At 61.8% G+C, this 15,511-nt stretch carries 7 protein-coding genes; all 7 read right to left on the reverse strand.

Features of this window, described 5'->3' with window-relative positions:
• Window positions 1-6,150 (reverse strand): amino acid adenylation domain-containing protein (locus A5698_RS27355; protein ID WP_502689000.1); only part of this gene is annotated, 6,150 nt, incomplete at its 3' end.
• 50 nt (window positions 6,151-6,200) lie between these two features.
• Window positions 6,201-6,431, reverse strand: coding sequence for an MbtH family protein (locus A5698_RS27360; protein ID WP_068303586.1), 231 nt, complete (start codon window positions 6,429-6,431; stop codon window positions 6,201-6,203).
• A 663-nt stretch (window positions 6,432-7,094) separates the two neighbouring features.
• Window positions 7,095-7,433, reverse strand: a complete 339-nt coding sequence (locus tag A5698_RS27365; protein ID WP_068303589.1) for a hemophore-related protein — start codon at window positions 7,431-7,433, stop codon at window positions 7,095-7,097.
• 361 nt (window positions 7,434-7,794) lie between these two features.
• Window positions 7,795-10,668 carry an MMPL/RND family transporter gene (locus A5698_RS27370; RefSeq protein WP_068303592.1) on the reverse strand — a complete coding sequence of 958 codons (2,874 nt, stop codon included), beginning with the start codon at window positions 10,666-10,668 and terminating at the stop codon, window positions 7,795-7,797.
• Window positions 10,669-10,713: 45 nt separating this feature from the next.
• Window positions 10,714-13,593, reverse strand: a complete 2,880-nt coding sequence (locus A5698_RS27375; protein ID WP_068303599.1) for an MMPL/RND family transporter — start codon at window positions 13,591-13,593, stop codon at window positions 10,714-10,716.
• Window position 13,594: 1 nt separating this feature from the next.
• Window positions 13,595-14,017 (reverse strand): MmpS family transport accessory protein, encoded by a 423-nt coding sequence (locus A5698_RS27380; protein ID WP_156670920.1) that lies wholly within the window; start codon window positions 14,015-14,017, stop codon window positions 13,595-13,597.
• A 557-nt stretch (window positions 14,018-14,574) separates the two neighbouring features.
• Window positions 14,575-15,363, reverse strand: coding sequence for an alpha/beta fold hydrolase (locus A5698_RS27385; RefSeq protein ID WP_068303605.1), 789 nt, complete (start codon window positions 15,361-15,363; stop codon window positions 14,575-14,577).
• Between the last annotated feature and the right edge of the window lie 148 nt (window positions 15,364-15,511).

Raw genomic sequence — 15,511 nt, forward strand, 5'->3', positions numbered from 1 at the left:
TGCGGGCTCGGGATTGGTGTTGTCACAGATCGCTCCGCTCTGCGACGAATATTGGGCGACAGACTTTTCCGCACCGATCTCCAACACCCGCTGCGGCCGGAGAGACATGATCCGATCGACGGTGGCCGATTGCCACTCCAACATCTCTTCGAGCGGAATCGGGTCATCGGTCAGACTGCTGTTCCAGCCCCGGAAGTCCCTGCCGAAGTCGCGAGTCTCGGCCTCGGCGTCGTACAACTCGTCGTAAACGTGTTGCCACTGGTTGACGATTTCGGCGTCGTGACCGCCTGCGCTGCTGCGATCGAAGGTGACGTAGGCGACGAGGTGGGCACCGGTACTGCCGCGATGCACCAACGCGGCGGCCTGCGTGACCTGATCACATGCGAGCAGCGAGTTCTCTATTTCACCCAATTCGATGCGTTGTCCGCGGAGTTTGATCTGGGTGTCGGCGCGACCCAGGTAATCCACTGTCCCGGTGCGGGTCCAGCGCACCAGGTCACCGGTTCGGTACATGCGTGTTCCCGTGGGCCCGTATGGGTTTGCCACGAACCGATCGGCGGTGAGGTCCGGCCTACCCATGTAGCCGTGCGCCAATGCGGGACCGCCCAGGTAGAGCTCGCCCACCACCCCGACGGGCGCCGGGCTCAGCCGCGCATCGAGTACGAGGGCGGACACCCCGGCGATAGGCGCGCCGATTCCCACTGGCTGGCCCGGCTCTAGCCTCGAGCTGGAAGTGGCCCAGATCGTGGTCTCGGTGGGACCGTAGGCATTGAACATCCGGCGGCCCGTAGCCCACGCGGCCGCCAATTCAGTCGGGCACGCTTCGCCCGTGGTGATGAGCGTGCCCACGTTGTGGAGCCGACCGCGATCCAGCGTGGAGAGCACGGTCGGTGTAAGCGTTGCGGCGTTGACCCGTTGGCTCTCGAGCAGTCTCGTCAACGCCTCACCGGCGTATGCATCGGGTGGCACCACCACCAAGGCCGCGCCCGACCCTGCCGCCAGCAGCACCTCACCGATCGACACGTCGAAGGTCGGCGCGGCCACCAACAACAGCCGGGTGTCGGCGCCCATCCCGTAAACCTCGTGAAGCGCGGCAACTCCCAGCAAGCCGGCGTGGCTGACAGCCACTCCCTTCGGGGTGCCGGTGGATCCCGAGGTGAAGATCACGTGGGCGGTGTTGTGTGCCTGCAGCGGCGCCAACCGGTCAGCGTCAGTTATGGGATCGGCGGGTTGCGCCGACAAGTCCAGATCGTCGATACGCAGCACGGGGCGGTCACCCGTCCCGGCGATGCTTCCCTCCCCGACGGTCAGAACGCACACCGCGGACACCGCGTTCAACACGGTGGTGATCCGTTCGACTGGATAGGCGGGGTCCACCGGAACGTAAGCCCCACCGGCCTTCATCAGCGCCCACCAGGCCACGACCAATTCCGCGCAGCGTTCCATCGCCACACCCACGGCGCGCTCGGGACCCACACCTGCCTCGATCAGTGCGCGGGCCAAGCGCGTCGACCACTCGTCGAGCTCGCGGTAGGACCATTCCCGGTTGTCGTCGACGAGGGCCACCGCATTCGGATCGGTGGCCACCGCAGCGGCCAACAGCTGCGGCGCCACTCCCACCGGCGCCGTCACGGTATTACCCGACCACTCCTCCACCACCAGTTGACGCTCGTCGTCGTCGAGTAGGGGCACATCGCCGACTACTGCCGAAGCATCAGCGATCGCTGCTTCGATCACTCGACCGAACCAGGTAACCAACCGCTCGATGGTGGCTCGCTCGTACAGGTCCGTGGCGTACAACACCATGCCGGCGGCCATCGGCGCGGCCGGATCTTCGGTCGGTACCTCCCCCAACTCGATGTCGAGATCGAACCGAGCCGTGCGGGTGGTGACCGCTTGCTGTTCTATGTCGACCTCGTCCAGCGTCAACACTTCGGGGCGCATGTTGTTCTGGAAGACCATCAGCACTTGGAACAACGGGTTGTGCGAAGTCGACCGCGCGGGGTTGAGCTGTTCGACGAGCAACTCGAACGGAACATCCTGGTTGCTATAGGCATCGAGTGCTTTGCGGCGCACTTCGGCGAGCACATCGCCGAACGGCTGCCCCGACTTGACGCCGACCCGCAAAACCCAGGTGTTGACGAAGAATCCGACGAGGTCGTCGAGCGCTTGGTCGGACCGTCCAGCGATCGGGGTACCCATTACCACGTCTTCGCCTGCCCCGGCGCGATGCAGCACAATCGCCATGGCGGCCTGCAACACCATCGAGGGTGTCGCGTTATGCGCCGCCGCCAACTGCTTGACCCCGGCCCACACGTGGGGTTCGATGCGGAGTTCCACTTCGTCACCGCGGTAGCTGGCGACCGACGGGCGCGCTCGGTCCGGTGGAAGTGTGACGAGTTCCGGGAGGTCCGCCAGCTCTTGTCGCCAATACTGCAGCTGCCCCGCGATCACGCTGTCCGGATTGGTTTCGACACCCAGCCAATCCTGTTGCCACAAGGTGTAATCGACGTACTGCACCGACAACGGCGCCCACTCAGGGGCATGACCCTGTTGGCGGGCGCGATACGCCTCAGCCACGTCACGGACCATAGGTGCCAGCGACCAACCGTCGAAAGCTATGTGATGGACGACGATTCCCACGACGTACTGTTCTGGCCCCACCGAGTAGATCCGCGCGAGGAACGGAATCTCCGCTGACAGATCAAATCGATACCCCGCCAGCGCCACCAACTCGGCGGCCACATCTCCTTCACGGGACGAGACGACCGCGGGCCCGCGTCTCCACATCCCCTGCCGTGCGGGCAACACCTCCTGGAACGGCACTCCGTCTATGTCCGGGAACGTGGTGCGCAGAGCCTCATGGCGAGCGATGACGTCGTCTAGGGCCGCACCCAACGCTTCTACATCCAGCGGCCCGGTGATGCGGAAAGCGGTCGGAATGTTGTACGTGGCGGCGCCGCCCTCGAACTGGTTGAGGAACCACAATCGGTTCTGGGCGAATGACAGCGGCACCACCGAAGGCCGTTCACCGGCCACGAGCGGCTTACGCCGACCGGCATCTCCCCCGATACGGGGCGCCAACTCGGCTACCGTGGGCGCCTCGAACAATGCGCGCACCGCGAGACCAGCATCCAGGCTGGTGTTGATGGCGGCGATGACCCGCATCGCGGACAGTGAATCACCGCCCAGGTCGAAGAACGAATCGTCGACTCCGACCCTCTCCACACCGAGCACCTGGGCATACAGACCCGCCAGGATCTCCTCCGTGACGGTGCTCGGGGCGCGGTAGTTATCGACCGCTTTGTACTCCGGCGCGGGCAGGGCACGCTTGTCGAGCTTGCCGTTGACGGTCAGTGGCAGCGCCTCGATCGCCACCACAGCGGCTGGAACCATGTAAGAAGGCAGTCGGTCGGCCAACGCGCTACGAAGCTCGGCGGGATTTGCAGTGCCGGTGAAGTACCCAACCAGACGCTTGTCTCCGGGACGGTCCTCCCGAGCGATCACGACAGCCTGTTGCACCCCATCGAGACCGGCCAGCGCGGCCTGGATTTCACCGAGTTCGATGCGGTACCCACGGATCTTGACCTGTTCGTCGGCTCTTCCCAGATAACGCAATTGGCCGTCGGCGGCCCAGTACACCAGATCTCCGGTGCGATACATCCGGGCCCCGGACTCCCCGAAGGGGCAGGCCACGAATCGCGATGCGGTCAACCCCGCGCGTCGCACATACCCGTACGCCAGCTGGGGACCAGCCAGGTACAACTCGCCGACCACTCCGGCCGACACGGGATGCAACCACTTGTTCAGCACGAAGAATGCGGCAGTGGGCAAGGGCGGGCTGATCGGCGGCACATCGGTACCTGGCGTGAGCGGCGCGCTGAGGGCCACCCACATCGTCGCCTCGGTCGGGCCGTACTCGTTGATCATGACCCGGTCGGCGGCCCACCGATCGACGACCTCGGTGGGACAAGCCTCTCCACCCACCATCACGGTGACCGAGTCCAGAAGCTCCGGCTTCAAGATCCCCAGGGCAGAAGGGGTTTGGCACAAAATGGTGACCTTCTCGGCCGCCACCAGATCGTGGAAGTCTTCCGACGAATTGGCTACCAACTCGGGCACCACGACGAGTCGCCCGCCATGCAGAAGGGCGCTGAATATCTCCCAGCCAGAGATGTCAAAGGCATAGGAGTGCCACTGAGACCAGACCTGATCGGGCCCCGCCAACGCAGGATCCAATGATCCGATCAACTCGGTGACATTGCTGTGCGAGATGACCACCCCTTTGGGGGTTCCGGTCGTTCCGGAGGTGTAGATGATGTAGGCGACGTCGTTTGCGGCCGGCGCCGGCACGCTCGTGACGGGGTACGTGTCGATGAGGGGATCGGCGATGTCGATCACCGGCAGATCGCAGCCAGCCAGGCGCTCAGCCAAATCCGATATTGTGATTGCCGCCAGCGGCGCCGCGTCGGCGGCCATGAATTCGATGCGTGTCGGCGGGTGTGCGGGATCGATTGGCAGATAGGCCGCGCCCGATTTCAGGACCGCCAGAATCGAGACGATGGCCTCGGCCGAGCGCGGGAACATCACGGCGATACATCGGCCCGGACCCGCTCCACGATCGATCAACAGGTTCGCCAGACGATTACTGGCATCGTCCAATTCGCGATAAGTCCACGTTCGCCCATCACAACGGATGGCCACCGCCTCCGGGGCACGCGCGACCTGCTCGGCGAACATAACCGGAATCGACACCGTCGAACTTGCCGGCCGCGCCAACAGTGTCCGATTACCCCACACGTCAAGATCTGCGCGCTCATTCCCCGCTAGCAGTTCGATCGACGAGAGCCGTCGACCCGGGTTGACGGTCATGGCCGTCAACACCCGCTCCAGGCGGGCCGTCAAGTCCGAGACGTCAAAACTCGAGAATGGCTGCAGAGCACCTGAGACGCCGAGGGAAAGCCCGTCGCCCTCGCTGAGGAAGAGCAACCCGAAGCCGTCGCCCGCGGCACCAGGATTGGTGAACGACGCGGATGCGGCGATGCCACCGAATGACAGATTGAAGATTGACGGAAGGAAGTTGACCGTGACGCGGTCGCCCGACTGCAGCGGACCGCTGGCGCGGGTCCTTCGCTCGAGCGACCGAACCGGAAACCGTTGGTGCTGCAATGCTTCTCGGATTCGAGTGTCGACATACCCGCAGAAGTCGGCAACCGTTGTTTCAGGCGAGACGGTCAGGACCAGCGGAACCACCCCGGCAACCATGCCGGGAAGAGTCTTCAGCTCGGGACGGTCCCTCCTGTTGACGGGGAAGTCGAGCACCACTTCTGTGCCGTCGACGCTCCACTCGCAAACCAGGAGTGCGCATGCCGCGGTGATGACCGACGAGCGGGGCACATTCCAGGCGTCGGCCATCTCGTCGACCCGTTGGAGCAGTGCCCGATCCAATGGCATTGGCGCAGAGGACGATTGCGGATCCTGCCCGTGCGGCGTCCCTGGCAGGCGGTACGAGCTCCCGGTCTCCACAGGGATGTTCTTGGTCCAGTAATCCAGATCTTGCAGATAGTCGTCGGATGCTTGGTACTCCGTCTCGCAGTTCACCAGGTCCTGCAGCGAGCCGAACACCGAGGGGGGAATCGGTGTTCCGGAAACGATTGCCGAGTAGAGAGATGCAACCCGATGGCCTACCAGGACGAGCCCGGCTCCATCCGCGACGATGTGGTGGCACGTGGCGAACAGATGAAATTGATCCGCGCGCGTCTGGAATAGGGCGTATCTGAACAGAGGGCCGCTGAACGGCATCGGCGTTTCTTGGATCGACAACGCCATCCGATAGGCTTCTTCCACGGCGTTGTCGGATTCGGTCAGGTCAAAGAACGGCAACTCGATATCGGGATAATCGACTGCTTTTTGAAGAACCTCGCCGTTCTCCTCGAAGAACGAAGCTCGCCCCGGTTCGGCTTCGCGCACCGCCCTGGCGATAGCCCACTCAAGAGCATCACGGTCAATCCGACCGTCGATTCTGACGAACAGGCCGACGTGCCACTCCGTCGCGAATTGGCCCATCTGCTGCGCGAGCCATATATCGAGTTGTCCCCGCGTCAGCTGAAGCGCCCCATCGAGCGAGGCAGAAGCATTCCCCCGTGCCAGCTGAAGTGTTTCCTTGTCGCTATTCACCAGCCCCCCAAAAACCAGTCGGTTTAGGCTTCAGAACCTCGGGCCTGTGCGAGCCTGTCGCGAAGGCTCTTGGGCCTGATGTCGGGCCAGTTCTGCTCGATGTAGTCAAGACACGAAGCGCGATCGGCTTCTCCGTAAACGACACGCCAGCCCGCTGGGACATCGGCGAAAGTCGGCCACAGGCTGTGTTGTTCCTCTTCATTGACCAATACGAAGAAGGTGCCATTGTCGTCGTCGAATGGATTGGTACTCACAGTCCTCCTGACCGCGTCGTCTAATGTGTGCGACCGCACCAAACCATACTTAAGGGAACCGACGTGTTTCAGCCGTTTGGCAAAGTTTTTCTCGGGACCTCAACTCCGCAGGCGAGATGCGTTTCAGCAAACGATGTTGAAGGAAGCCTGCAGCAGGACAGATCTGCTGCCTCGGCGAACGACGGCTTGAGCCGACAGCCCGTGTCCGCCCCTGGCCGGGCGATCGTAGGCCCTCGAACCTGATGCCGTCAGGAGGCAGATACAAAGGATAGCCAGAGTTATGTGCCCCGGATCCGACTCGGCGTACGGAGGCCGGCGCCCGGTGGTCCTGGTGCTCACACCCTCGCCGAGGTGGTGGACGGCCAGCAAATTTATGGACGACGTCAGTAGCGCGAGCGAACCACGGCCGCGGATCGCATCGGCTCACAGGAAATGCGGACCCGTCTCATGGGCAAACGAGTGGCAGATGACGCCAAAGTCGTCTCGCAAAGAAGTGCCGGTTGCGAATAGCACAGCGTGCGGGCTGACGCGAGACATTGCTACGCGATCAGCCCGCACGCCGGGCAGAACCAGATCAATCGAATTTGACACCACACGCAGGCGAATAGTTACCCAGACAGTCCGCCGGGTTGAAGCCTGGATCGAAGTTGTGGCCCAGTTGACCTAGAAGTTGTTGCAGGTGTTGAAAACGGTCTGATAGAGACCGATGTACGGCTGATTCTCCGGCGACGCCGCGATCTGCTGTGCCATCTGCTGACGCACATTCGGCGGGGCGGCCAGGAATTGTTGCAGACCGGCCTTCATTGGCTCAGACGAATTGAAGACCGACGCGGCTACTGGATCGGCCGCGTTCAACGCCGCCATGAGTTGCGGGTAGCTGCACGTGGTGTTCACAGCCGGACCGAGGTCAGGAGTAGCCGACGCGACCCCGACTCCGGCGGTCGCCGACAACGCCAACCCCGCGATGCCAACGGCCACTCGGGTCATCGTCAGTTTGATCATGTGTGTACCTCTCGTTCGGGATGAATGCAGTTCCATTGCGTTTGATCGTTCGGCCGTCTTCGAACGTTTCATTGCCCTGAGATCGGCGTGCTCAAACCAATTCTCGATGCCCCCTCGTGCACTGTCGGCTGCCGGCGAGAGAATTCGTCTGCAGGAGACGCTGGTTGGTTCCTTCGCCTCGTCAGCCGCGCACCCACCTTGCTGCTCGGCCGACGATACCAGTTCACTGACAACCCAAACAGCGAGTCAGCAAATTGATCGGTGATCGAAAAGGACGGCACGCGAGCGTCCCTGCGACAACGCCACATGGCCGCGAGCAACGATCCATCGGAGAGCTAGAAGAGCCTGTCTGGCTCTTTCGTTACCGCTGCTGGCCGATCAACGCACGAACCAGGGGGCGCGGACCATACGGGTCGAGCATCCGGCTTGCGGGCCGCGGCCGCACTCGCTGCGGCCACCAGAACCACCGGCCCAGCAGCGCGGCGATCGACGGCGTCATGAAGGCGCGGACCACCAGGGTGTCGAACAGGAGGCCGACGCCGATGGTGGTACCCACTTGGCCGATGATGCGAAGGTCGCTGACGACCATGGACATCATGGTGAAAGCGAACACCAGGCCAGCGGACGTCACCACCTTTCCTGTACCGCCCATCGCCCGGATGATGCCGGTCTTCAATCCGGCGCCTATCTCCTCTTTCATGCGCGATACCAGCAGAAGGTTGTAGTCGGACCCCACCGCCAGAAGGATGATGACCGACATTGCGAGCACTAGCCAGTGCAATTCGATTCCGAGAATGTGCTGCCAGATGAGAACGGAGATGCCGAACGACGCGCCAAGCGAAAGCGCAACCGTTCCCACGATGACGATTGCGGCGATAAGGCTGCGCGTGATGATCAGCATGATGGCGAAAATCAGACACAGCGCCGCTACCCCCGCGATCATGAGATCGAAGGTAGAACCGTCCTGCATATCCTTGTACGTCGCCGCAGTTCCGCCTAAGTAAATCTGCGCATTCTTCAGTGGTGTCGTCTTGAGCGCCTCTTCAGCGGCGACCCTGATGGCATCGACACGCGCGAGAGCCTCCGGCGTCCCCGGCTGATCGCGATGCGAGATCATCAGACGCATCGCCTTGCCGTCGGGTGAGAAGAAGAGGTTCATGGCGCGTTTGAAGTCCTCGTTCTCGAAGACTTCTGGAGGCAGGAAGAAGGAGTCGTCGTTTCTGGCGGCATCGAAAGCCCTGCCCATGGCGGTCACGTCCTCAGTCGATTCCTCCATTTGGTTGAGGAATCCCGACATGGTGCTGTGCATGGTCAAGACCATCGTCCGCATCGTCTTCATCGACTCGATCATCTCGGGCATGACGGCCAGCAATTGCGGCATGATCTGATCGAGGTGGTCCATATCGGTGACCAGTTGACGCATTTTCACGCTGACTTTATCGGCACCGTCGAGGGTATCGAATATGGACCTGATCGCCCAGCAGATCGGGATGTTGAAGCAGTGCGGCTCCCAGTACAGATAATTGCGAAGCGGCCGAAAGAAATCGTCGAAATCAGCGATGTTGTCTCGCAGCTGATTCAACGTGTCTTCCATCTGATGGGTAAGACCGTTCATGCGGTGTGTGACCTCGTAGAGTTGCCCCGTCAATTCGAGATTCCGCTGCATCAGAGCGATCATCGTGCTCATATCGTCGGCTTGCTTCAGCAAACCTTCCATACGGGCTTGTTGAAAGGGCAGCATCTGTTTTTGACTGGCCATCTGGATGCTGATCAAAAACGGTATCGAGGTGCGTTCGATCGGGGTCCCCTCGGGCCGCGTTATACCCTGCACCCTCGCAATTCCAGGCACCGCGAACACGCTCTTGGCGAGTTTGTGCAGCACCAGGAAATCCGTGGGATTCCTCATATCGTGGTCTGCCTCGATCATCAAGATCTCGGGCATCATCCGGGATTGAGGAAAGTGCCGCTCGGCGGCCGCATAGCCGAGGTTGGCGGGAATGTCCTGCGGCACATACTCGCGGTCGTTGAAGCTGCTTCGGTATGCCGGAAGCGCCAGCAGGCCCACAAGCGCTACCGCACAAGTCGCGGCCAGGATGGGGCCGGGCCACCGGACGATGGCCGTGCCCAATCGCCGCCACCGTCGAACGGCGATCCTGCGTTTGGGCTCGAACAGTCCTACCCGGCCACCCACGGCGATCACTGCCGGGACGAGCGTGATAGCCACGGCGACCACCATCAGCATGCCCACCGCCCCGGGGACGCCGAGCGTCTCGAAATACGGAAGTCGGGTAAAGCTCAGGCAGTAGATCGCGCCGGCAATGGTCAGACCGGAACCCAATACCACTTTGGTGACGCTGCGGTAGGTGGTGTAGAACGCCGTCGTCGGATCCTCGCCGGCTTGGCGCGCCTCGTGATATCGCCCGAAAAAGAAGATCCCATAATCGGTGCCTGCCGCGATGCCGAGCGACACCAACAGGCTGACGGCAAAGGTGGAAAGATCCATTATTCCGTGCATGGCGAGCAGAGCGACGACCCCTCTTGCCACCTGTACCTGTACACCCATGCTGAGCAGCACGAAGAAGACCGTGACGATTGATCGATAGACGAAGAGCAGCATCACGAGGATCACGATGAGGGTGACTATGGTGATCTTGAGGATGGAGTCGTCGCCGGCCCTGTTCATGTCCGCCACCAACGGCGCGGGACCGGTCACATAGGCGGTGACGCCCGGTGGCGCGGGCACTCGATCGACGATGTCTCGAACTGCCCGAACGGATTCGTTCGCCAACGCCTCGCCCTGGTCACCCGCTAGGTTGACCTGGACGTAGGTGGCCTTCCCATCGCTACTCTCCGCGCCCGGAGCCGTCAGGGGATCACCCCAGAAATCCTGCACGTGGTTCACATGCTTCGTGTCGGCGTGCAGCTGCCGAATCAGTTCGTCGTAATAAGCATGCGCGTCGGGACCGAGCGGTTTGTCGCCCTCCAAGACGATCATCGCGAAGCTGTCGGAGTCGGATTCCTTGAACACCTCGCCCATGTGCCTCATCGCTTGATACGACGGGGCATCTTCGGGCACCTGCGATACGGATCGTTCCTTGCCGATCTGCTCCAGCGAGGGAATCCCGAAGAACAGATACGCAGTGATCGCCAGCCAGATGACGATGATCGGTACTGAAAGTAGGTAGACGGCCCGCGCAATGAATGGCGGGTTACTGGTCCTCGGCTCGTTGCTCATACTGCCTTCGGGCGCGAGAAAGTCGGCTCGTTCACGGTCAATGCCTTAACGATCCTGTTTCAGCAACAGGGAACGGACCAGCGGACGAGTCCCGAACGGCCGAAGCATCTGGCTGGCAGGTCGAGGGCGTACGCGGCGTGGCCACCAGAACCAGCGTCCGAGCAGGGCAGCGATCGACGGTGTCATGAGCGCACGCACGACCAATGTGTCGAAGAGCAAACCCATCCCGATGGTGGAGCCCACCTGGCCCAACGTTCGGAGATCGCTGACCAGCATCGCGAACATCGTGAATGCGAACACCAGGCCTGCGGCGGTCACCACTCGGCCGGTGCCGGCCATGGCCCGGATGATGCCGGTGTTCAGCCCGGCGCCTATCTCCTCCTTTATCCGGGAGACCAGCAGAAGGTTGTAGTCGGAACCGACAGCCAAGAGGACGATCACGGACATCGCGAGCACAACCCAGTGAATTTGGATACCGAGGATGTGCTGCCAAATGAGAACGGATAGCCCGAATGCCGTACCGAGCGACATCGCGACGGTGCCGACGATGATCAAGGCGGCGACAAAGCTTCGAGTCATGATCAGCATGATGATGAAGACGAGGCACAGCGCCGCCACCCCCGCGATCAACAGGTCGTAAGTCGAGCCCTCGACCAAGTCTTTCGAGATCGCCGCGGTGCCACCCATGGAAATCTTGGCGCTTTCCAGTGGCGTCCCTTTCAGCGCCTCCTCGGCCGCCGTCTTTATCGGCTCCACACGCGAGATGCCCTCAGGTGACGCAGGATCGTCGCGCTGCGTGATGAGCATCCGCGCGGCCTTCCCATCCGGCGTCAAGAAGACATCCATGACCTTCTTGAAGTCTTTGTTCTTGAATATGTCCGGCGGGAGATAGAAGGAGTCGTCATTTTGGGCCGCGTCGAAAGCCTTACCCATGGCGGTGGCGTTCTCGCTGCCCTCCTCCATTAGAGAGATCGTGCCGGACATGGTGCTGTGCATCGTCAGCATCATCGTCCGCGTGCTCTCCATCGTGGCGATCATCGGCGGGAACTGTGCGAGCAGCTGAGGCATCAACACATCAAGCTGATCGAGATTGGTGACGAGTTCGCGCATTGTGACGGTGATGTTGTCCAGACCGTCGATTACATCGAATACCGACCTGATCGCCCAGCAAATGGGAATGTTGAAGCAGTGCGGCTCCCAGTAAAAGTAATTACGAATGGGCCTGAAGAAATCGTCGAAGTCTGCAATGCTGTCCCGCATTTCGTTCGTGATCTCTTCGAGTTCGTGTGTTGTTCCGATCATGCGATGAGTGGTCGCATTGAGCTCTGTCATGAGCGCAAACATGCGCTTCATCAACCCAATCGTCTTGGTCATCTCATCGGCCTGTTTGAGCATGTCTTCCATACGGGCCTTTTGGAACGGCAGCATTTGCATCTGGCTCGCCTGGTTCATGCTCAGCATGTAAGGAATCGTCGTGTGCTCGAGGGGTTCTCCCGATGGCCGTGTGGGACCCTGCACGCGAGCCACGCCGGGTACATCCAAGATTCCCTTGGCGAGCTTGTTCAAGACGAGGAAGTCGGAGGAATTGCGCATATCGTGATCGGCCTCGACCATCACCACGTCGGGCGTCATCATGAGCGCGGGCGGAAAGTGCCGTTTTGCGGCTTCAAAGCCCTGGTTAGCGTCGATGTAATCGGGAATGGTGTCTTGATCGTTGTAAGTGGGTCGATATCCCGGTAGGGCCAAGAGCCCGACGAGTGCAAGCGCAAACGTCGCGACGAGGATCGGGGCGGGCCACCGAACGACCGCGGTGCCGATTCGCCGCCAGCGGCGAGTGATGACTATTCGCTTCGGCTCAAACAGGCCAACGCGGCTACCCAGTGCGATCACCGCTGGTACCAACGTGAGGGCAACGGCGACCGCGACCAACACACCCACCGAGCCGGGGATGCCCAGAGGTTGGAAGTAGGGCAGTCGGGTGAAACTCAGACAGAAGACGGCCCCGGCGATGGTCGAGCCGGAGGCCAAGACGACTTTGCCGACGCTGCGGTACGTGGTGTAGAACGCTTCGACACGGTCCTCGCCGGCCTGACGTGCCTCGTGATACCGCCCGAAGAAGAAGATTCCATAGTCCGTTCCGGCCGCGATCACCAGTGACACCAGCAGGTTGATGACGTAGGTCGTGAGACTGACGGCCCCGATATCGCCGAGGAAGGCGACAAACCCCCTCGCCACCTGGAGCTGTATCCCCACCATCAGCAACGAGACGATAACGGTGACTATCGAGCGATAGAGGAGCAGCAGCATCAGGAAAATCACCGCAATGCTGGTTGCGGTCACCAAGAAGACCGTCTTGTTACCGCTGGTCCCCAAGTCCGCCACGAAGGCCGCCGGTCCGGTGACGTAGGCCTTGACTCCAGGCGGCGCAGGCAGGCCGTCGACGACCTCCCGGACGGCGTCAACGGATTCGTTCGACGAGGCTTGCCCCAAGTTGCCGGTGAGATTGACTTGGACGTAGACGGATTTACCGTCCGCGCTCTGTGCGGCGCCCGCCGTCAGTGGGTCGCCCCAGAAGTCGCGCACATATTCCACGTGCTGTCGATCGGCTTCGAGCCGGCGAATCAACTCGTCGTAATAGACGTGTGCGTCGTCGCCGAGCGGGTTCTCGCCCTCCAGGACGATCATCGCCACACTGTCGGATTGCGCCTCGTCGTAGAGCTCGCCCATTCGCTGCATGGCTTTGAAGGACGGGGCGTCGTCCGGAGTGAGTGTTATCGCGTTTTCACGCTCGACCTGTTCGAGTGACGGGACACCGGTGCTCAGGATGACAGCGATCGCAATCCAGCCGAGGATGACTGCCGGCGCAAGCCGATAGATCCACCGTGCGACGAATGGCGGTTTGCGATGTACCTGTGTGCTTGTCATCTCATGCGGCTTTCACCAAGCAGTATGTGAACGCATTTACCCCTTGGCTGGTCCGCTCCGCTTTGACCTCGCCGTCCACGATGATGCGGCAGCCGATGTTGCCTGAGTCGCCCTGCGTGACGAGGTTGCCGACGATCGCCGCACCGGATAGGTCGTAGGTCGCCGACCACGGCAGGCTGACTCCCTCGACGTACTGGGGCTCGGCGTCGGGATCGAAGTAACTGATGTTCGCGGTCGTCCCTGGAGGTCCGAACACCTCGTAGACCAGCTTCTTGGTGGTGTAGGGCTCCGACTCGTGGAGGTCGGCCTCGGCATAAGAGGGACGATTCTCGGTGCCGAAAACGGTGCGCAGCCGCGACACGGTGAAGCCTCCCGCGACAATCACCACGAGAATGAGCAGCGGGATCCACAACCGCTTAAAGATCCTGAAAATCGCGAATCCCCTCCGTCCGTCTCCATGTCCGTCGCCACCTCAGCTGCTCGAACATGCAACTACACATTGCCGCGACACGCCAGACGGCGACCCTGGGATGCCCGGAAGGTCCCAAGCTCGGCCGTGTGGGGGTCACGGCAAACGCGCAGCGCCTCGGGGAGCAAAACCCGATCCCGATGAGTAAAGCATGCCGTCGGCCTCCACAATCTCCCCGTTCCCAACGCGATACGCGATCGTAATGCATGACCTCCAGCGCTCCCGCACGGTATCCAAGTTGCGCTCCAGCCGACAAGTCGCACCACAGTCGTTCACGAGCGCTGCGGACTGTACCTCCCGCGGGTGCCGGGCGGAAGCGATTTCGAATAACGTGCAACGACGTTCAGGCTTTTGTCAGCAAATCTGCCGGGAGTGTCCAAATGGACCGCCGACCGGTCTTGCGCAGTTGCGGACTTCATTGCCGGTCGGTGGGATCGATTGCGGGCCTAGGCATTCGCTCGCGGCGGCTCTCTGTTGCCCGTCGCTGCGTCCGGCGTCCAGCCACTGGCGATTCATCGACCACCGGCGGAGAAGAAGTCGAGAATCGTCGAGTTCACCACTTTGGGGCGCTCGAGAAAGCCCAGGTGGCCGGTATCAGCGATCTCCACGTAACGTCCGTTCGGAAAGGCCGCCGCCACCTCGGCGCCGAGATGCGGGGGCATGACGAGGTCATCGGCGAATCCGATCACCAATACCGGGGTCGTGATCACCTTGTAGACACGCAACCGATCACTCTCTGGGGCAACCCCGTACTGAGCGCGAACCCCGGGTGTCGACTTCGTCGGCCACATCGTGAACGTCTCGATCCAGTCGCCGACGATCCTCTCGTCGTTCAGGGTCTTCGGCGAAAAATTCTCGAGCAAGCGCAATTTCGCCCCGTATCGAGGCGGAAGCTCGATATCCGCCTCGACGAAATCGCGTTCGGCCGCGCGGAAGAACTCGCGCGCCCGGTCATGGCGTCCACGCGTGGCCATCAACGCTGCCTGGGTGACCAGGTCCGGCCGCGCCAGCATCAGTTCTTGAGCGATGAAAGAGCCCATCGACGTGGCCACAACCCGAACCGGAGCGACACCAAGCGTCTCGATCAGATTCGCGGTGTCAGCGACCATGGTCGCCGTCGTGAAACCCTCTGCATTCGCTGTCGCACCGACGCCTCTGTTGTCGAACGTGATGACGCGATAACCCGCTGCCCGGAATGCCGGCACCTGATGGATATCCCATGTACGTCCGAGGCCGCCCTGGCCCGCGATGAAGAGAACCGGATCGCCGTCGCCGCGGTCTTCGTAGGCCAAATCAACCACGTGGGGACGGTACTACGGCGACGTGCCGAGGTACCTTCCCGGCGTAGTCTGGACAACAGCCGCGGTGCGCCCCACAACCGGGGTGATGGGGGGGTTAACCCCCCCTCGTTTATCCGGTAAACGCCGTTTCGGCCCACCTCGGAATTCC

It is taken from the genome of Mycobacterium sp. E136 (assembly GCF_001666865.1).
Classification (GTDB): Bacteria; Actinomycetota; Actinomycetes; order Mycobacteriales; family Mycobacteriaceae; genus Mycobacterium.

Coding starts and splice junctions, on each gene's coding strand:
- A5698_RS27365 (WP_068303589.1), bottom strand. CDS start 7,433: ATGATCAAACTGACGATGACCCGAGTGGCCGTTGGCATCGCGGGGTTG.
- A5698_RS27370 (WP_068303592.1), bottom strand. CDS start 10,668: ATGAGCAACGAGCCGAGGACCAGTAACCCGCCATTCATTGCGCGGGCC.
- A5698_RS27375 (WP_068303599.1), bottom strand. CDS start 13,593: ATGACAAGCACACAGGTACATCGCAAACCGCCATTCGTCGCACGGTGG.